At 69.7% G+C, this 17,924-nt stretch carries 12 protein-coding genes and 6 pseudogenes; 5 read left to right on the plus strand and 13 right to left on the minus strand.

Annotated features, from left to right (window positions below):
• Nucleotides 1-67 precede the first annotated feature (67 nt).
• Together ACZ5TL_RS14940 and ACZ5TL_RS14945 are read right to left on the minus strand one after the other, a co-directional pair.
• Nucleotides 68-1,462, minus strand: a pseudogene (locus ACZ5TL_RS14940) (aldehyde dehydrogenase family protein); the annotation flags it as partial.
• A 101-nt stretch (nt 1,463-1,563) separates the two neighbouring features.
• Complete coding sequence (locus ACZ5TL_RS14945; RefSeq protein ID WP_468590048.1) at nt 1,564-2,736, minus strand: GAF domain-containing protein; 1,173 nt, start codon at nt 2,734-2,736, stop codon at nt 1,564-1,566.
• A 370-nt stretch (nt 2,737-3,106) separates the two neighbouring features.
• Here ACZ5TL_RS14945 and ACZ5TL_RS14950 point away from each other — a divergent pair, with 370 nt between their 5' ends.
• Nucleotides 3,107-3,409 carry a hypothetical protein gene (locus ACZ5TL_RS14950; RefSeq protein WP_468590049.1) on the plus strand — a complete coding sequence of 101 codons (303 nt, stop codon included), beginning with the start codon at nt 3,107-3,109 and terminating at the stop codon, nt 3,407-3,409.
• On the opposite strand, the gene ACZ5TL_RS14955 is transcribed toward ACZ5TL_RS14950, so the two are convergent.
• Nucleotides 3,375-3,863, minus strand: coding sequence for a hypothetical protein (locus ACZ5TL_RS14955; RefSeq protein ID WP_468590512.1), 489 nt, complete (start codon nt 3,861-3,863; stop codon nt 3,375-3,377). The genes ACZ5TL_RS14950 and ACZ5TL_RS14955 overlap by 35 nt on opposite strands.
• A 249-nt stretch (nt 3,864-4,112) precedes the next feature.
• On the opposite strand from ACZ5TL_RS14955, the pseudogene ACZ5TL_RS14960 reads away from it, so the two are divergent.
• Nucleotides 4,113-4,301: pseudogene (locus ACZ5TL_RS14960) on the plus strand (phage tail protein); the annotation flags it as partial.
• 97 nt (nt 4,302-4,398) lie between these two features.
• On the opposite strand, the gene ACZ5TL_RS14965 reads toward ACZ5TL_RS14960, so the two are convergent.
• Complete coding sequence (locus tag ACZ5TL_RS14965; RefSeq protein ID WP_468590051.1) at nt 4,399-4,782, minus strand: DUF5997 family protein; 384 nt, start codon at nt 4,780-4,782, stop codon at nt 4,399-4,401.
• 58 nt (nt 4,783-4,840) lie between these two features.
• Between ACZ5TL_RS14965 and ACZ5TL_RS14970 the strand changes: the two genes are divergently transcribed.
• Nucleotides 4,841-5,593 carry a LysR family substrate-binding domain-containing protein gene (locus ACZ5TL_RS14970; protein WP_468590053.1) on the plus strand — a complete coding sequence of 251 codons (753 nt, stop codon included), beginning with the start codon at nt 4,841-4,843 and terminating at the stop codon, nt 5,591-5,593.
• 17 nt (nt 5,594-5,610) lie between these two features.
• Here ACZ5TL_RS14970 and ACZ5TL_RS14975 read toward each other — a convergent pair whose 3' ends face one another.
• The 4 genes and pseudogenes from ACZ5TL_RS14975 to ACZ5TL_RS14990 form a co-directional block, all read right to left on the minus strand.
• Nucleotides 5,611-6,363 carry a DUF4142 domain-containing protein gene (locus ACZ5TL_RS14975; RefSeq protein ID WP_468590054.1) on the minus strand — a complete coding sequence of 251 codons (753 nt, stop codon included), beginning with the start codon at nt 6,361-6,363 and terminating at the stop codon, nt 5,611-5,613.
• A 152-nt stretch (nt 6,364-6,515) separates the two neighbouring features.
• Entirely contained in the window at nt 6,516-9,332 is a 2,817-nt protein-coding gene (locus tag ACZ5TL_RS14980; protein ID WP_468590056.1) for a beta-L-arabinofuranosidase domain-containing protein, read from the minus strand.
• Between the two features lie 174 nt (nt 9,333-9,506).
• Nucleotides 9,507-9,731, minus strand: a pseudogene (locus tag ACZ5TL_RS14985) (HAD family phosphatase); the annotation flags it as partial.
• A 115-nt stretch (nt 9,732-9,846) separates the two neighbouring features.
• Complete coding sequence (locus ACZ5TL_RS14990; protein ID WP_468590058.1) at nt 9,847-10,323, minus strand: Lrp/AsnC family transcriptional regulator; 477 nt, start codon at nt 10,321-10,323, stop codon at nt 9,847-9,849.
• Between the two features lie 115 nt (nt 10,324-10,438).
• On the opposite strand from ACZ5TL_RS14990, the pseudogene ACZ5TL_RS14995 reads away from it, so the two are divergent.
• Nucleotides 10,439-10,616: pseudogene (locus ACZ5TL_RS14995) on the plus strand (FAD binding domain-containing protein); the annotation flags it as partial.
• A gap of 134 nt (nt 10,617-10,750) precedes the next feature.
• Here the strand turns inward: ACZ5TL_RS14995 and ACZ5TL_RS15000 are convergent.
• The 3 genes and pseudogenes from ACZ5TL_RS15000 to ACZ5TL_RS15010 all read right to left on the minus strand — a co-directional run.
• Nucleotides 10,751-11,989, minus strand: coding sequence for a glycoside hydrolase family 5 protein (locus ACZ5TL_RS15000; RefSeq protein ID WP_468590059.1), 1,239 nt, complete (start codon nt 11,987-11,989; stop codon nt 10,751-10,753).
• A gap of 227 nt (nt 11,990-12,216) precedes the next feature.
• Complete coding sequence (locus ACZ5TL_RS15005) at nt 12,217-12,513, minus strand: alpha/beta hydrolase family protein (protein ID WP_468590061.1); 297 nt, start codon at nt 12,511-12,513, stop codon at nt 12,217-12,219.
• A 1,427-nt stretch (nt 12,514-13,940) separates the two neighbouring features.
• Nucleotides 13,941-14,200: pseudogene (locus tag ACZ5TL_RS15010) on the minus strand (ANTAR domain-containing protein); the annotation flags it as partial.
• An 836-nt stretch (nt 14,201-15,036) separates the two neighbouring features.
• Between ACZ5TL_RS15010 and ACZ5TL_RS15015 the strand changes: the two are divergent.
• Entirely contained in the window at nt 15,037-16,536 is a 1,500-nt protein-coding gene (locus ACZ5TL_RS15015) for an FUSC family protein (RefSeq protein WP_468590513.1), read from the plus strand.
• A gap of 51 nt (nt 16,537-16,587) precedes the next feature.
• Here ACZ5TL_RS15015 and ACZ5TL_RS15020 read toward each other — a convergent pair.
• Nucleotides 16,588-16,761 (minus strand): annotated as a pseudogene (locus ACZ5TL_RS15020) (tyrosine-type recombinase/integrase); the annotation flags it as partial.
• A 174-nt stretch (nt 16,762-16,935) separates the two neighbouring features.
• Nucleotides 16,936-17,859: a sirohydrochlorin chelatase gene (locus ACZ5TL_RS15025; protein ID WP_468590063.1), complete on the minus strand. Its 924-nt coding sequence runs from the start codon at nt 17,857-17,859 to the stop codon at nt 16,936-16,938.
• Nucleotides 17,860-17,924: the final 65 nt, after the last annotated feature.

The raw sequence follows: 17,924 nt of genomic DNA on the forward strand, positions 1-17,924 counted from the left end.
CGAACACGAGGCCGCCCACTACCTCTCGGCCGAACCTCCTGCGTCACTCCAGAAAACCAGCTAACTCAGTCTCCACGAAACCCGGTGCTTGACAGTTGGTCCAGACGCGGCCCGCCTTGATCTCGCGGCCCAGGCGGTAGGCCGTGTTGCCGTCACGGGTCCAGACGCCGGCGCCCAGGCCGTAAAGCGTGTCGTTGGCGATCTTCAGCGCCTCGTCCACCGAGTCGTACGTCGTGACCGAGACGACCGGTCCGAAGATCTCCTCCTGGAAGATCCGCATGTCGTTGGTGCCGCGGAAGATGGTCGGCTCGACGTAGTAGCCGCCCTCCAAGCCGGTCACCGTGCGGGGGTTGCCGCCCGTGACGATCTCGGCGCCCTCCTTCCTGCCGATGTCGAGGTAGGAGAGGATCTTCTCGTACTGGTCGTTGCCGGCCTGCGCGCCGATCATCGTGGCGGGGTCCAGCGGGTCGCCGCCGACGATGGCCCGGGTGCGTTCGACGCAGCGGGCCATGAAGTCGTCGTAGATCGACGAGGGGATCAGCGCGCGGGACGGGCAGGTGCAGACCTCGCCCTGGTTGAGGGCGAACATCACGAAGCCCTCGACCGCCTTGTCCAGGAAGTCGTCGTCGGCGGCCATGACGTCCGGCAGGAAGATGTTCGGGCTCTTGCCGCCCAGTTCCAGCGTGACGGGGATGATGTTCTCGCTGGCGTACTGCATGATCAGGCGGCCGGTCGTCGTCTCGCCGGTGAACGCCACCTTCGCCACCCGAGGGCTGGACGCCAGCGGCTTGCCCGCCTCCACGCCGAAGCCGTTGACGACGTTGACCACGCCGGGCGGGAGCAGGTCGGCGACCAGGTCGAGGACGTAGAGCAGGCTGACCGGGGTCTGCTCGGCCGGTTTGATGACGACGCAGTTGCCGGCGGCCAGCGCGGGCGCGAGCTTCCAGGTGGCCATGAGGATCGGGAAGTTCCACGGGATGATCTGGCCGACCACGCCCAGCGGTTCCTGGAAGTGGTAGGCGACCGTGTCGGCGTCGATCTCCGCGATGCTGCCCTCCTGGGCGCGGACGACGCCGGCGAAGTACCGGAAGTGGTCCACGGCCAGCGGTATGTCGGCGGCCAGGGTCTCGCGGACCGGCTTGCCGTTCTCCCAGGTCTCGGCGACCGCGATCTTCTCCAGGTGCTGCTCGATGCGGTCCGCGATCCTGTTGAGGACGTTCGCGCGTTCCGCGGTCGACGTGCGGCCCCACGTGTCGGCCGCCCGGTGTGCCGCGTCCAGGGCGAGGTCGACGTCGGCCGCCGTGGAGCGGGCGACCTCGCAGAAGACCTCGCCGGTCAGGGGCGTCGGATTGTCGAAGTAGCGCCCCTCGACGGGGGCAGTCCAGTCGCCGTCGATGAAGTTGTCGTAGCGGCGGGCGAAGGTGACGATGCTCCCGTCCGTTCCCGGCTGCGCGTACACCATGGCGGCTCTCCTCGGTGAAGGGCGAGTGACGGGCCATGCCGTCGTGACGCCCCTCACTGTGCTCCCGGGAGGTTGGCGCAAGGTTGGCGCCGCGGTGGGCGTCAGTCGCGCAGGGCGGTCGTCAGCCGGCCCGCCGCGATCGCACGACGGGTGTCCTCCGGGCCCAGCAGACGCAACGCGTGCTCGTGGATCTCCGCGTCGTACGGGGCCCGTTCGCCGTAGCGCAGGGCGTGTTCCGGGCGGGTGCTCGCCAGTACGGCCGCGCGCACGGCCACTTCGAGGCGGGTGCGCCACTCCTCGACGCCGGGTGCCTCGGAGCGGGGGAGCAGCGGGCCACCGTAGCGGCGCACGGCGGTGTCGGTGTCGCCCTGCTCCAGCGCCCGCAGGACGTCGGCGGCGTCGCAGGACACCGGGGTGGTGAGGGCGTAGCGGCGGGGGGAGATGCCGCCGCCGAGGGCGCGGCGCAGATGGGAGACCTCCGCCTTGAAGGTGGACGACGTGACCGGCCGGTCGCCGTAGAGGGCGGCGCGCAGCCGTTCCGGGGAGAAGCCGCCGGGTTCGAGCGCGAGCAGGGTGAGGATCTCCAGCTGGCGGGGGCGCAGGGGGAGGGGCCGTCCCTCCTGTACGGCCCGTTCGGCGCCCAGGCACGTGAGCCGCAGCTGACCCGGGCGGGGCTGCTCCGTGGCGAGACGGGCCTCGATCGTGGACACCAGGGTCCGTACGGTGGACATGGCCAGGGGGTGCGAGCGGTCCCAGGTGGTGGACAGGTCCAGTACGCCGAGGACCCGGCCGTCGGCGCCGTGCACGGGCGCGCAGTAGCAGACCCAGCCGTGCAGGGCGGACACCAGGTGCTCGGCGGAGAAGACGGAGCTGGGGCGGCCGGTGCGCAGGGCGAGGGACAGGGCGTTGGTGCCCATGGCCTGCTCGTCCCAGCGGCCGCCGGGCGCGAAGTTGACCTGCTCGGCCCGGCGGCGCATGGTCGGGCCGCCGCAGGTCCACAGGATGGTGCCGGACTCGTCGGTGACCGCCGTGACGAACCCGGCGTCCTCGGCGATGCTGCGCAGTCGCCGGCCAGACCGGAGACCGGCCGGTAGAGCGGAGAGGACGTCCAGCGCCGGTGGACCGGGCCGCCGTCGGTGACCGGGGCGCTGTGCCGGCCCGGGTCCACGCTGCTCAGTGAACGCGCCCAGGACTCGGTCACCTCGTGGCGCAACGCCGCGCTGCCGCCCGGCCGCGTGCCCGGGACGCTCAGCCGCGGCACCCAGCGGGACCACTCGTGCTCCAGCACGGCCCTGCGCCGCCGGAGGTCAGGGCGCTGTGACATGGCCTCTCCCTGCCGTCGTACCGGTTCTCGGCGTGAGGACAGTGTTACCGGATGAGCCCGTCACCGGTCGAGGACTCGGGAGAGCCGGAAGCCGGCCTTCCCGTTACGTCGCCGCGAGCGCGACCGACCTGCCCGGGAATGAATCACTGGCCGGGAATGCCCCACTGGCCGGGAAGCAGCCCCCACGCTGAACGGGCGACCGGCTGACTGGATGTTTGTCCGGTGCCCGTGTGCCGCCGTACGGGTGACGGGTTCACTCGACCCGACGGACGGGGGCCTGCCCGCGTACCACCGGTGCGCGGCGTCGCGTTGGCCCTGGCATGGACAGCACGGAGACGGCGCGGCGCCTTCACGGGAACGCCGCCGCGCCCCGCTCGTACGCCGAACTCACCACGGGATACGCGGGACATCCGCCCATCTACGCGGCGCTGGTCGCCGAATGGGAGGCGAGGGGCCACACGGTCCCGGAGCACCGCGACGGCCAGTGGGCCTCCTTCGCGGCGCCGGCCGCGAGCGAGACCTGGGCAGCCGTCACCTCCTGGGCAGCGGGCCGGCACATGGGCCCGGCCGCCCCGGCCGGCGCCAGCCTCACCACCCGTCCGTCATCACGGGCTCCGCGCTGACCGGTGCCAGCAAGGCGAGCGTGCCGGAGGCCTCCCGCAGGGCCGACTCGAGCGTGCCAGGGGCGTGCAGGGCGCCGGTGCCATCCGGCGGGACGAGCCACTCCAGGCGCCCGGCGGGCCGGTACGGCGGCGGCACGGCCACCCAGGAGCCCCGGCCGACGTGCCGGACGCCGAACCCCACCCACTCGCTGACGGGATCCGGCGGCAGGAAGAACCCCACTCTGCGCGCGGCACAGTCGACCAGGGTGGGGCCGGGCACCTTGAGCGGGTCGCGCCACAGCATGTCCAGCGCGAGCAGGCCCAGCCGGTCGGGAACGCTGAGCACGTCCCAGTACCGCCCGGCCTCCACGAGCACCGTGCCCGCGCCGTAGTCCCACTCCCGCTTGCACTCCTGGGGGTCCGTCGCCGCCGCGGCGAGCCACTCGACGGCTTGCTTCCACATGACGCTCTGCATGGCCACCCCAGGCACAGTCGACGGCGCCCGGTGGGCGCGCGCTGGACACCGGCCGGTGACCGCGGGATTCCGCGTGCCGCCCGGCCGGAACCATGCTCGTAGATATTTCTACGGGATGGAAAGGGTGGCGCGGTCTGGCGTTTACCGCGGGCATGCCCCGGTCGGAAGGGGGCACTCGAAGGGGCACGCGAATGCGACCCGTAAGGCCTCGATCAACCTCCGGTGCCCGAGACAGGGACAGGAGGGGGAATGCTGATGAGCGCAGTGAGCGCCGCCAAGCCGACGTATCCCGGTGTCTACGTCGAAGAGCCTCCCAGCAGCACCCGCACCATCTCGCCCTGACCCACGTCGGTGACCGCGTTCGTGGGCCACACCCGGCGCGGTCCACTGAACGAGCCGGTGCGCGTCACCAGCTTCACGGACTTCGAGCGCCGCTTCTTCACCGGCGCCACACACGGCCCCGTACCAGGGCCGGAGAACGACAACGGCCCCGACCGGAAGACCGGTCGGGGCAGCTGGAGGAAGGACTTCGAGGTCAGCCGGTGCGCTCGGCGTTCTTCTTCTTGATCCGGGCCGCCTCCTTGCGCACCTCCGCCTGGGTGGCGCGCTCGCGCACCAGCCACTCGGGACTCTCCTGCTTCAGCTTCTCGATCTGCTCGGTGGTGAGGGGCTCGGTGACACCGCCGCGGGCGAGGCCCGCGATGGAGACGCCGAGCTTCGCGGCGACCACCGGCCGGGGGTGCGGGCCGTTGTTCCGCAGGTCCCGCAGCCACTGCGGCGGGTTCGCCTGGAGCTCGTTCAGCTCGGCGCGCGAAACGACACCCTCCTGGAACGCGGCGGGTGTGGCCTCGAGGTACACACCCAGCTTCTTCGCCGCGGTCGCGGGCTTCATGGTCTGGGTGCTCTGGTGCGACGTCATGCCGTCCAGCGTATCGAGCACGTGCACGACCTCTGACCACGGCCGGTAACCTGGCGAGGTGACAGGCTCGGAAGTTCCTCCCTCGTTCCGGCTCGTGTACGTCCCCGGGGTGATGCCCGACAAGTGGGTGCGCATCTGGAACGAGCGGCAGCCCGACGTCCCGCTGACCCTCACGCAGGTGCCCCCCGGAGCGGCGGCCGGACAGCTGCGCGACGGGGACGCCGACGCGGGTCTCGTACGACTGCCCGTGGACCGGACGGTCTTCAGTGCCATCCCCCTCTACACCGAGCAGACGGTCGTCGTCGTACCCAAGGACCACCTGGTCACGGCCGCCGACGAGGTGTCCCCCGAGGACCTGGCCGACGACATCGTGCTGCACCCCCTCGACGACGTCCTCGACTGGGAGACCCTCCCCGGACGACCCGCCCTCGAACGCCCGGCCACCACGGCCGACGCCGTCGAGCTGGTCGCGGCCGGCATCGGCGTCCTGATCGTCCCCCTGTCGCTCGCCCGTCTCCACCACCGCAAGGACCTCACCCACCGTCCCCTCACGGACGCCCCCGAGTCGAGCGTGGCCCTGGCCTGGCCCGAGGACGCGACGACGGACCAGGTGGAGGACTTCATCGGCATCGTCCGCGGCCGCACGGCCAACAGCACCCGGGGCCGCAAGCAGCCTGTGGCGCAGGAGAAGCCCAGGCGCGACGACCGCCGCAAGCCACAGCAGGCGAGGGCGACGGGCACGAACCGGCGCGGCGGGTCCGGCGGCGCCGCCAAGGGCGGCAAGCGGGGCAAGCCCCGCCGCCGCTCCTGATCCCCACGCCCCTCGGCTCACCCCGCCGAAGGCGACGGCTGGAGCGCGTTCGGCGCCTCCGTACGCAGGTCCTCCAGCTCCTTGGGGATCTTCAGCGTCAGGACCGGCGAGCCCACCTGCGGAGGCGGCGGAGTGGTCATCTCCTCCGGCATCTTCGGCGGGCTGGTCTGCTGGAGGGTGACCTGCTCGTGGTTGACCAGGCCGGTCTTCTCCAGAATGGTGATGTGGTCCAGCACCGTGGAGTTGGCTTGGTCGGCGAGCTGACGTACCAGCGAGTTCCTCGTGTTGGCGCGGATCTTGGCGATCGTCGAGAAGATCTGGCCGTGGGTCACGCGCATGATGGTCGTCGCGGTCGAGTCGAACTCCTGCCCCTGCGCGCCCTCCACCGTCGCGACGAACTGCTGCTGCTGCGGCGACGCCTGGTTGGGGAGCGTGATGCCCAGCTCGGGTGCGATCCTGCGGCAGGCGGCGTCCAGCCGTCCGTGCCCGACGACCAGGTGCTCGCCGGCCTCCTTCATCTCGGGCGATCCGCCGCGCTGCATCACCAGCAGACCCAGAGGGTGCTCCCACAGCCCGGCCGCGCGCACCTTCACCACGAAGTCGCGGTCCGCCTCGGTCAGCGGCCCGTACTGGGTGTTGGCGATGATGCGGTCCTGGCCGGAAGCCGTGTTCTGCACGCCCAGCATGCTCGGGTAGGCGAGCGCGGTGAGCGTAAGGATCAACGCACCGCCCACGAACGCGGTTCCTGCCGTGCTGCGCGAGATGCGCATCGTGCCTCCTGGGATATGAACGGCCCAACACCAGGAGGTACGGATGACAGGGGCGAAACAATCACCTCTGCCGCAAAAAAGTTGTGAGCCGCCCGGAGCCGGTGCCGCATGCGCGAAAAGCGGCAGGGCACCGGCCCCGGGCCCCCAGCCGCTCAGGGCTGGTACGAGGCCGCGTCCGCCGTCCTGATCACCTGGTCTCCGTCGGTCCTGCTCAGCAGTCCGGCCGCCACCCACGCGTCCACGGTGGAGCGCACCCGCGCCACCAGCGCCCCCTTGGCGCCGAACGGCGCCCCGGCCCAGATCTCGTCCAGGAGCGTGGTGCCGTCGGCCTTCGCCGGGTTGGCGACACCGGAGTCCCGGCCGCCGAACACCACGTTCGGCTCCGCGCGCCGGAAGTACGTGTGCGTCGGATCCTCCGTCCCCTCGGAGAACGGCGCCCATTGCCTGCCGTCCAGGGTGAAGTGGAGCGGCTTGCCCGGCACCGGCGTGAGGGAGGCCGACAGGTCGCCGGAGAGACCGGCGCCGCCGTACAGCCCGACCTTCAGGTACTCCGTGGAGGCGTCGCGGGCCACCAGGTTGACCGGGCCGTGGAACAGGGTCTGCAGGGACGGGTCGTCGAGGGCCTTCTCCACCCGTGTCCGGAACGGCATGGCGACGCGGACGGTGTCACCGGCCCGCCAGGCCCGGGACACGTCGAAGTAACTCCCGGGCTTCGGAGTCCCGGACACCGCACGCCCGTTGACGGTCACTCGGAACCCGGCGGTCGCCCACGACGGCACCCGCAGCCGCAGCGTGAAGGAGGCCCGGCCGCCCCCGAAGGTGAGCGTGCTGCCCTGCTCCTGCGGAAAGCGGGTGGTCTGCGCGACCGTGACGCCCTTCTCGGCCCAGGTCAGCGTGGAGGGGCTGTACAGGTTGACGTACAGCGCGCTGCCGTCGGACTTCGCGAAGTACACCGAGTCCTGGTACTTCGTGGCGCTCTCCATGCCCGTGCCCTCGCAGCAGGTCGTGCCCTGCTTGGGCGTGTAGTCCCGGACATGACCGGGCGTCAGCCCGATGAAGTACGTGACGAGCGGCTTCTCCGCGTCGGGCTTGTCCTGCTTGGAGCCGAGCACCTGGTTGTACAGGGCCCGCTCGTAGTAGTCCATGTACTTCGGGTCCTGCTCGTGGAAGAACAGGGTCCGGCTCAGCTTCAGCATGTTGTAGGCGCAGCACGTCTCGGCCGTGGTCGAGCCGATCGTGCCCGCGATCACGTCCCGGGCCTTCCAGAACTCCTGCGCGCTGGTGCCGCCGATGCCGTACATGCGGTGCGGTACGACCATGTCCCAGAAGTTCTTCGCCGAGGTGAGGTAGCGCTCGTCGCCCGTCTCGTCGTACAGCCGCACATAGCCGGTGAAGATCGGGATGTGCTGGTTGGCGTGCAGGCCGTCGAGGATGTCGGTGTTCGCGGCGCACGCGTCGATCAGCCGGTCCAGGTCGAACAGCCTGGCCAGCGCTAGGTGTTCGGGCTTGCCGGTGATCGTGTGCAGGTCGCAGATCGCCTCGACGATGCCGCCGAACTCGCCGCTGGAGAAGATTCCCCACATGCGCTGCAGCGTGGCCTCGGGCAGCCTGGACAGCCGGGAGTACATCCAGTCGCACATGCCGGACGCGAGGTCGAGGGCCCGGTCGTCGTCGGTGGCGGTGTACGCGTCGAGCAGGCCCCGGAGGATCTTGTGCGCGGTGTAGTACGGCGCCCACACCTTGGTGTAGTCGGAGGTGGTCCGCGACTCCAGGTCGATGAACTGCGTCTCCGGGTACGCCGCGAGGAACCCGGGGTGGCTGGGCCCGCCCCAGGTGCGGCGCAGGGTGGCCGTCAGGTTCCGGCCGGAGGAGTCCGCGAAGGTCCCGCCGGCCGTCTCGTCGAAGGCGTACGACGCCAGGTCGCCCCGGCCCGTCGAGGCGTCGGCGGCCCGGCGGCTCTGCAACTCTGTGATCTCGGCGGCGGTCAGCGCCCGCGAGAAGACGTTGAACTCCTCGTAGGCACCCGCGAAGACCGGGTCTGCCGGGTAGTTCGAGCGGCCGAGCCAGTTGTTCCTCAGGGTGCCGAGTGCCGATGGAGTGAGGCTCATCGCGGTGTTGCGTGCGACGGCGGTGCCGTTGACGTAGAGCGTCCCGGTGCCGCCCCCGATCGTGACCGCCAGGTGGCTCCACTGGTTCAGCGCCAGCGGGGCCGTGCCGTTCAGGCCCTGCTCGCCGCCCGCACCCGAGGTCGTGACGGCGAAGCGCGGCACTCCGGCCTGGTTGCGGGCGGCCAGGTACAGATAGCGGTCGGTGCCGTTGCCGAAGTCGAAGATCCGGGCCCAGCCGGCGTCGTGCGTGGGCCGCACCCAGACGGACAGGGTGATCGCCAAGGCCCCGCCGAGCACGGCGGCCGGCAGGTCCACGTACTGGTAGGAGCCCCGCACCTGGTCCGCTGCGGTCCCGAACCTCCCGTCGACGCTCAGCACAGCCGGATCCCGCCGCAGCGCGGCACGCACCTCGGTCAGCGCGCCGACCATGGTGCCGATCCGGTCGGCGAACACCCGCTCCTTCGTCCCGAGGTACGCCTGCGCCAGCATGGTCAGGAAGTGGCCGGTGTAATGGCCCCGCAGGTTGCCGTTGGCCTCGCCGTCCAGTCCTTCCCAGCCGCCGGGGGCGACCGCGCCGCCCGTCGGCAGACCGGCGTTGGCGCGGAAGACCTGCAGCAGCCGGTGCACGTCGTAGCCGCGGGCGTGGTCCAGCATCAGGTTCCGCTTGTCGGCGAATACGCCCCGGCCGAGACTCACGTCCTCCAGCCCGAACGGCCGTACGGTCCAGGCGGCGGGGGTGTCGGCGGCGGCCGCTGCGGGAGCCGCCGCGGCCCGCCCCGTCGCCGTGTGCGACAGCGCGGGGACGGCCGCCGCGAGGGTCGCGGCCTGGAGAAGGGTTCTTCTGGAGAGGGGCCGTGCCATGTGTGCTCCTCCACGGGTCCACGGATGCTGCTCTGGGATGGGCCAGGATGACCGGCAGGGCGGTCGATATATCGAACGCCGTACGAATGATCGACCAGACCTTAGGGAGGGGACGCAGGAGCGTCAACGGGTCGGGAGGGGCGAGTTGGGAAAGGCCGGGAGAGCGCGGTGAGTTCAGGAGGGCCCGGCCGAGCGCGCCGGCCACTCGTGCGCCGTCCGTGCCGTGAACTCCGCCTGGCCGCCCTGCAGCAGCAGACCCGCGGTGGCGGACTCCGGTGCGTCCGCCTGTGCCGGGACATGAGGGATCGTGATGCGCCGCATGCCCGCGGCGGCGGCCCCCGGGGCCGCGTCCTCCGGCACCACACAGCCGGCCGGGTCCACTCCGAGCCGGCGGGCCGAGTGGTTCGGCTCGCTGTCCACGGGCGTTCCGTCGAGATCGAAGGTGACCGTTGTGCCGCCGAGCCCGCTCATGGTGCCCGCATCTCAAAGGCCGCGACCCGAAGATCGCGGCGAGTCAGGGCCGGGCCGCGCGGCCGATCGACTCCACCAGTGGCAGCAGCCGGTGCGAGACGCGCTCGCGCAGGGCGACCTCGGTACGGGTGCGCACGACTCCGGGCATGCTGATCAGCTTCTGGACGATGTCCTCCAGGTGGGCGTTGTCCCGCGCCACCACCCGGGCCAGCAGATCCCCGCCGCCCGTGATCGAGAACGCCTCGACGATCTCCGGCACGGCCGCCAGCGCGTCACCCACCTCGTCGAGATGGCCCTGGGTGACCTCGATGTGCACGAACGCGAGCACCGGATGCCCGAGCGCGGCGGGGGAGAGGGCCGGTGCGGCACCGGTGATCACGCCGTCGCGCTCCAGACGGTCGAGCCGGGCCTGCAGCGTGCCCCGGGCGACGCCGAGGATCCGGGCGTACTCGCGCACGCTGGTGCGCGGCTGCTCCAGCAGCAGCCGCAGGATGCGAGTGTCGAGCTCGTCCACGGGCATCGCGCGTCCTCCTCGTCCGTTGGCTCTGCCACGGCCGCCCCCCAATGGTCCGGGCTGCACCAATGGCTCAGTCTAGAGGAAGCGCGCTGAGCCACTGGCGGTCGGGATGCTCATTGTGATCTCGCAGGCGTTGGAGCTGAGCGCGTCCGCCGCGCAACATGGCGACCATCGGCGGCAACATCATGCAGTGCACCCGTTGCACGTACTTCCGTGATGTGAGCGCCGACTGCGACCAGCGCGAACCCGGCTCGGGCTGCGCGGCCCTGCACGGCGTCAACCGCACCCACGCCATCCCGACACCCCCGACGACCGCGTGGCCTGCTGGTCGGCGCGCAGCTGGACGAGATCGCACACCGTGTGGCGTCGCCTCCACCCGGCCGCACTGCGCGCCCACCGAGGTCGTACCCGTAGCCGGGCCCCGGATCTGCTATGAGCCAGACGGAAGGCCGGTGCCGGCGGCACGGCCGCCGACGCCGCTCATGATGGCGTTGATGATGCCCTGCTGGGTCACCGTGAGGGAGCGCCGGTTGAAGAGCCCGAACCCGTACCGTTCGGTTGTGCCATTGTCCCAGTAGACGGTGGCCGCCCCGTATTTCTTGGCCGTGGCCACGACGGCCCGTGCGAAGTCCGCACGATACCTGTTGTTCGACGAATCGAACGACGACTTGTCGATCGCGCCGTACTCGCCGACGACCACCGGGTACCCCTTAGTGACGAATGTGTCATACATCTTCTTGAGCTGTGAATCCAGATAGTCTTCCTGTCCCCAGGTCGACGTTCTCGATGGATTGGTCGCCGCTCGTCCCCACTGCGTGATGGTGCCGCTTTCCTCTCCGGCGAAGTCCCAAGGGCTGTAGTGATGAACGGAGATCATGATGCGCCGCTCGTTGGCGGGAATGGAGGGGGATCGATACTGGTCGGACGGAAGCCTGAAGCCGTAGTTCCCCGCGGTGTAATCGATGTTCGTGTTCCAGCCGGGAACGAGCAGCCACCTCGAACTGTTGTTTCCGCCCGTTTTCCGCACGGTGTCCACGAAGATTTGGTTGTAGCTGTTGATGTTTGAGTAGCACGGTTGGGTCGGGTTGCCGTACTGTCCGTCAAACTCCTCGTTCATGGACTCCAGGATCAGGCGCTGGTCGTAGTTCTTGAACCTGTTCGCGATCTGCTGCCAAGCCTTCTCGTACTTGGCCTTGATTGTCGCTTGGGAGGGTGAATCGCAGATCAGCCACGAGCCGTTGATGGTCTTGTAGCCGTCGCCGTGCATGTTGATCATCACATGCAGGCCCCTGTTGTAGGCGTAGTTGACGACTTCTTGGATTCGGTTCAGCCAGGAGGGGTTTATCGTGTAATTCGGGCCGGGTCCTATGTGCCCCAGGTAAGAGACCGGGATCCTGATCGTCTTGAACCCTGCCGCCCTGACTTTGTCGATGAGTGCTTGCGTTACGGTCGGCTGGCCCCATGCCGTTTCGCTGGGGTATCCGTTGATGGTGGCTTCGAGCTGGTTCCCCAGATTCCATCCCGCGCCCATGTCGGCCACGATCTGCGAAGCGCTCGACTGTGCCACGGTGTCGGCCGATGCCTGATGTGCCGCGCCGTACACGGATGCGGCAACCGTCAACAGGACGGCAAGGAAAACGGCTCTGATCTTCCCTGCTAGTGAAACCATGAGCTTTCCTCTCTTTCAGCCTCGAGGGTTTTGGCCCTCAGTGGACCTGTGCCCGAGTGCGAGCGGCCGGAGCCGCCGGGTATTGGGGGGTGTGGTTCCCGCGCCCAGCCTGGGAACGTACACAGTCAATGGCGCCACCCACGGCCTGCCTCGCAGTGGTCCGAGAAGTGGTCGGAGCTGCGAAGCGCCCGCGCTGTGGACGGGCTGGCGCCGTGCGTGGTTGCTCCTCAGCTCAGGACGGATTCCCAGGTGGTGGTGCTGGAAGTGGCGTCGGAGCGAAGGCGGTCGTGGGCAGCGTTGTCGCCGTACAGACTCCACCGCATCCAGTCCACGAAGGTGTTGATGGTGCGGGAGTCGCCGAAGTAGTTGCTGTGGCCGGCGCCGCGGAAGGTGAGGAACGCCTTGGCGGCGGGCAGTTCCCGATACGCCTGGCGGGCGGAGGATATGGGGCAGTTTCGGTCTCGGTCGCCGTGTATGAACAGGGCTTTGGCGCGGACCCGGGCTCGGATTTCCCATGTACACACAGGACATGGGGACCGCGGCGGTGATCCGTGCGTCCGGCCAGGCCGTCAGCAGGCCGTGGGTGGTCATGCCGCCCATCGAGTGGCCGGAGACGCCGACTCCGACCGCAGTGGCGATGTGGCCGGCCAGCGGGTCCCCGGCCGTGTTCAGGGCGAGGGTCCGGGTGATGACCTCGGAGACGTCCTTGGACTGGTTGCCGTTGTAGACGTCTTGGCCGCTGAGGTTGGCGAAGCGGGGGCGGAGACGGTGAACCCCGCCTCGGCCGGGGCGGATGATCACCCGTGATTTCTGCGGACTGCTGCTGCAGCCGTGCATGAACTCACAATCCGGGAAAACGCCCTGAGCGACGGGGGCGTTGGCGACCGGGGAGCCACCGGGGGCGCCGGTGGCGGGGTAGTCGACGTACGTGGTCCACCGGCGGCCGCCGCGGCTCCAGGCGTACTGGCGCACGCCGACCGCGAACCGCTGGGTCGGAGCGCCGGCCCTCGAGGCGGCCCCTGCTTGTCCCGTGCCGAGCAGGGACATGCCTACGCCCGCGGCTCCGGCCGCGCTCAGGGTCAGGAAACTACGCCGTTGCCCGGTCATGAAGACTCCTGTGGGGGGTGTGCGGAGCGCTGCGCGGGCAGGGCCGGGAAGGGGCATCGGCGATGCTGCGCCGGTGACGCTGACCGAGGTGGTGGGGGGGAGTAGCCGTGGGGGTGGTCAGGTCGGCGTATCGCGCAGGGTGGAGGACGTACCGGTCTTGCCCGTGGCAGCGACCGTGGTGGTGATCGATGAGGCGTGGTCTTGCGAGCAGAGACACGGCGAGCCGGTGAACAGGGGCCGACCCGTGGCTCGATCATGGCGAAAGCCCTTCGCGCCCACCTGCCCGCCCATCTGATGGGGAGGTGGGAATTCCGCGGGAGCGTCGCAGCGGTGCCTCTCCTTCCACTCGTCGTGCGCCGGGCGCTTCTGGGAGCGTTCCCACTGGTTTTGCAACAGTCAGATTCCCCATCGGGTGCCGATCTGTCAATCATCGGCGTCCAACTCCGTTGTCTTCGACGCGCATTCGACAGATCGCAGGGGCGGGAGGCGCTGTGTGACGTCTCCGCGGTCCGCCCGGTCACGCTCGCGACGGTCCGCCGTCAGCCGTGGCGATACCCGCACTCCTGCCGGCGATCGGTATGGTCCCTGATGTCGAGATGCGGCCCCTCCGCGAATCGGCTTACCACAGTGCGGACATGGTCCTGGGCCGGCTGGAGGAGACCGTCGTACACCGCGACGCAGACTTCCCGTCGGCGACGTGGCAGCCCGGGCCCACGCTGCCGGCAAAAGTCATTTGGTCACGGGACTCTGGTTCATCGCAGCGCTCCGCAGCCCCTCCGCTCCGCACGAGTGCTCGTCAACGAGGGCTTGCGCCACCCCGCCGCCCTTGTTGACCCATTGATGATCACGCCGGATCGTCGGTGCGCTTGTCCCTGATCAGCTGGGCGACGTCGCGCAGTTTGATGTTGTGATGCTGGGAGATGTTCCGTAGCACGCTGAAGCCTCCTCGTCGCTCATCCCGTGGCGTTGCATGAGGATGCCCATGGCCTCGCCGATGGCGTGCCGGGTCTCCAGGGCGTGTTCGAGTTGGTCGATGGTGCGGGCGTCCGCGAGGGCGACGGCGGCGTGCGAGGCGAGCAGCCGGCCAGCGGTCGCGATGTCCTCTTGCGGGGAGCGTCCAGTTGCTGTGCGCGGTCGCAGTTTGAGCTGGGAGGACTCTCGTTTTCGATGGACTCCGCGTTTATCGAGTATTACGTGCTCGTTCGAATAAATCCAAGACTCTTGGCGATGAAGTACCCAATACCGAAGGTGCCGCCGAATGCGATCACAGCGGCCATTGCCGTCGTCTTGAGGCTCGCACCGTCGAGGACGAGCACCAAGTCAGACATTAGTGTTACGCATGTCGACGCGAAAAGGATGACCCTGATGGCAAACCTGCCGATTTCGACGTCTTCCGATTCATAGTAGTGTCCTGCGCCGGTAGTCCGTCGTTTCTTGCATGAGTTCTTCTGCCGGGGTGCTTGTCCCGCGTCGTGGTTCGAAGCTGGAGCCGTTGCTGTTGGCGGATGACGAGCGTGCTGTGCTGGAACGCTGGAAGCGGCGGGCGAACTCCGCCCAGGCTCTGGCGTTACGACTCGTAACGCCGCGGTGTGCAAGTGGCGGCGGCGGTTCACATGTGAATGGCGGCGAGCTGCCGCTGCGAGCGAGGCCGCATCCGCGCGGCCCGTTGAAGTCTGACCCATTGGCCTTCCATCGGTCGACCACGACGCTGATCAGCTGGCCCATTGGCACAGTCGATGGCGCGACAGTTGAGCCAGTGGGCCCGGAAGTGGTTGTCTATGTCCTATCCATGTATTTGCGGCGCCGTGTAGCGCCGGACGGCGACGATGCCGGATCCGGACCGCGGTGCCTTCGTCGTGCCTGCCTGTTGCCCGCCACCCGGGACGACCGTGGGCAGGACGCGTACTACCGCAAGGGGGCGGCACACCGCCGTGAAGAGGATGTTCGTGGCTCCGGACCCGGGGCGCCTGAGGCTGCGGAACGCGACCCGCGCTGTCCTCGGTGTCGCTGCCGCTGTCGCCGTTTCCGAACTGTGCGGGCTATCGCTCACCGCATCGATCACCGGAGGGCTCGCGGCACTACTCGCCCTCTTCACGGTCACCGATGCGACCGTCCGTGACCAGCGGATCACCACCGCCCTCCTTCCCATCGCCGGATTCCCCGTGCTGGCGCTCGCCACCACACTGCACGGCATCGCCCCGGCCCGTGACGCCGCGTTCCTGGCCGTCGTCTTCTGTGGGGTCTATGCCCGCCGCTGGGGCCCGCGGGGCCACGCGCTCGGGATCTTCGCGTTCATGAACTTCTTCATCACGCAGTTCCTGCACGCGGTTCCTGCTCAGCTTCCTGAGCTGTACACCGCCGTGGGCCTTGCCCTCTTCGCTGCCGGCGCCACGCGCTTCGTGCTCTGGCCCATCGAGCGTCACACCCCACCCGCGGCGGCCCCGCCGGCCCTGCCCGGCAGCGGATTGGCGCGGCCCACCACCCGGCAAGCCTTCCAGGCCACCGCTGCCTCGACTCTCGCGCTTCTGGTCGGGCAGCTGCTCTCCGAAGAGCGCTGGTACTGGGCCGTCGGTACTGCCTGGTGGATCTTCGTCAACACGGCTTCTCGCGGCGAAACCCTGGTCCGCGGTTTCCGCCGGGTCTTCGGAACTGTGATCGGTATCGCCGTCGGCCTGCTGGTCGCCATCCCGCTGCATGGCGCGCCCGCGCCAACGGCCGCCCTGGTTGCCGCCTGTGTCTTCGGCATCTTCTACACCGCCGCCGTCTCGTATTCCTGGATGATGCTGGCAGTGACGGTTATGGTCAGCTTGCTATACGGCCTGCTGGGCGTGCTGGACCCCAGCCTGCTCGTGCTCCGTCTCGCAGAGACCGGTGTGGGTGCGCTGTGTGCCGCGCTGGCCGTGGCCCTCGTCCTGCCGGTCACCACGCACGCCACGAACGATGCCTGGATCCAGCGGGCACTGCACTGCGTCCACGCGGCCACCGCCGAAGCGACCGCTCGCCTCGCTGGAGACCCGAAGGGCGACCCTGCCCCGCACGCCGCCGAACTGGAACTACTGCTCGGCCGGGTACGGCTGGCGCTCGCCCCGCTGATGCACCCTTTGACTCCCTTCCCTGCTCGGAAGGCCCGTGCCCGCCAGGTCATTGAGCTGCTCGACGACTGCGCCCGCGAAGTGCGGGGTCTGGTGTCCGTTGCCGCCGATCCTGTCGCGTCGCACGACACCCGTCTGGCCGCTGCCTGCTGGCGCGTCGAGGCAGCGGTGGAGGCACTCACTGTCAGTGACCTGGGGCGCAGGCGAGCGGCGTCCACTAGCGGCGAGATGCCTCAGCAGTACGAGACCGAGTCGGCCCTCGTGCATCTGCGTGGCTTGGAGAAGGCTCTGTCGGAGCTGGCCATGCCGCTTGGGTCGTCTCCGCGCCCTCCACTTGTCCGTTCCTGAATGGGAGAAAGAGCGTCGACCTACGGTCCGAGGCGCTCTCCGCCAGACGGCTCATAGCCGCTCGTTGAGGATCTCGGCTGCTCTCGTGATGGAGCCCGGCACGAGGTGCCGGTAGATCCGGTAGGTGACCTCGATTGATGTGTGTCCCATCCACTCGGCGACATCAGTGATCGGAATGCCGTGGGCGAGGCAGTTCGATGCGAAGTAGTGGCGGAGGGAATACATCAGGTCCGTGACCAGTCGAGCTGGCCGGCCGCGTTCAGTTCGGAGAGCAGGATTCCGTGCAGTTGGTCGAAGACGCGCGAGCGGCCGCACCCCCGCGCCGGCCGGCACCCCACGCACCCACGACGAAGGCCCGCTCGGAAACCGGAGCGGGCCGATTCGGTCGTGCCAGGGGTGTCAGCGAACCGGCGTTCCCTGCGCCTGCTGCGTCGTGATCCCCAGCGCCGTCGTGTACTTGGCGAGGGCCAGCTTCCCGATCGCCGGATACGCCCCGAGCGACTCCGCCGCGGAGCACTCCGCCTCCTTCGCGGCCTCCTCGACCAGCCCCGGCTCGATCTCCGGGCCGATCAGATAGGGCGCGAGGGCCAGCTGCTGCGAGCCCGAGGACCGCAGCTGCTCGGCGACCGACGCGATGGAGCCCTCCTGGTCCAGGGCCGCCGCCATCACCGGCACCGCGAGGCGCGCGGCGAGCAGCATGCCGGTGATCCCGGCGGCCTGCACGGCCTCGTCACCGCCCACGGAGGCGAGGATGATGCCGTCCGCGGCCGTCGCCACCGTGAACAGCCGGGCACGGTCCGCGCGGGCGAGACCGGCCTCGGACAGCCGCACGTGCAGCGCCTCGGCGAGGAGCGGGTGCGGGCCGAGGACGTCGGTCAGCTCGGCGGCGACGCGGCTCTCCATGACGGCCTGGCGGACCCGGCGCAGCAGCGCGCTGTCCGGGCCGGCGAGCAGCGGCACGACCACGGCGACGGGCCCGTCGGGCTCCCGGACGTCCATGCCGGCGGCACGTGCCTGCTCGAAGCGGGCGGTGCGCTCCTCGGCGGCGTACGCGAGCACGGCCTGCAGCGGGGGGAATTCCGCGCTGTCCCCGTCGAGGTACCCGATGCGGGCGTCAAGACCGGGGAGCTCGGAGCGGGCGATGCTCACGACCTCCTCGGCGAGGCCGCGCGTGGCGGTACTGGGCGTGCCCGGCACGGCGAGGACGAGCGCGGGCGCGCCCTCGGGAGCCACCAGGGGCTCGGGGCGGCGGTGCCGTCCCGGCTGGCGGGGTCGCGGCATTCGTACTGGCAGGCCGGACTCGGGTCCAGTGGGGGAACTCATGGCGCCGCATGTTACTGGCTTCTTGGGCTCCCCTGTTCGGGGAGGGTGCAGGTGAGCGGTATCCG

The organism is Streptomyces sp. NPDC033136, from assembly GCF_055578235.1.

Coding starts and splice junctions, on each gene's coding strand:
- ACZ5TL_RS14950 (WP_468590049.1), top strand. CDS start 3,107: ATGGACAGCACGGAGACGGCGCGGCGCCTTCACGGGAACGCCGCCGCG.
- ACZ5TL_RS14955 (WP_468590512.1), bottom strand. CDS start 3,863: ATGCAGAGCGTCATGTGGAAGCAAGCCGTCGAGTGGCTCGCCGCGGCG.
- ACZ5TL_RS14965 (WP_468590051.1), bottom strand. CDS start 4,782: ATGACGTCGCACCAGAGCACCCAGACCATGAAGCCCGCGACCGCGGCG.
- ACZ5TL_RS14975 (WP_468590054.1), bottom strand. CDS start 6,363: ATGCGCATCTCGCGCAGCACGGCAGGAACCGCGTTCGTGGGCGGTGCG.
- ACZ5TL_RS14980 (WP_468590056.1), bottom strand. CDS start 9,332: ATGGCACGGCCCCTCTCCAGAAGAACCCTTCTCCAGGCCGCGACCCTC.
- ACZ5TL_RS14990 (WP_468590058.1), bottom strand. CDS start 10,323: ATGCCCGTGGACGAGCTCGACACTCGCATCCTGCGGCTGCTGCTGGAG.
- ACZ5TL_RS15000 (WP_468590059.1), bottom strand. CDS start 11,989: ATGGTTTCACTAGCAGGGAAGATCAGAGCCGTTTTCCTTGCCGTCCTG.
- ACZ5TL_RS15015 (WP_468590513.1), top strand. CDS start 15,037: ATGTTCGTGGCTCCGGACCCGGGGCGCCTGAGGCTGCGGAACGCGACC.
- ACZ5TL_RS15025 (WP_468590063.1), bottom strand. CDS start 17,859: ATGAGTTCCCCCACTGGACCCGAGTCCGGCCTGCCAGTACGAATGCCG.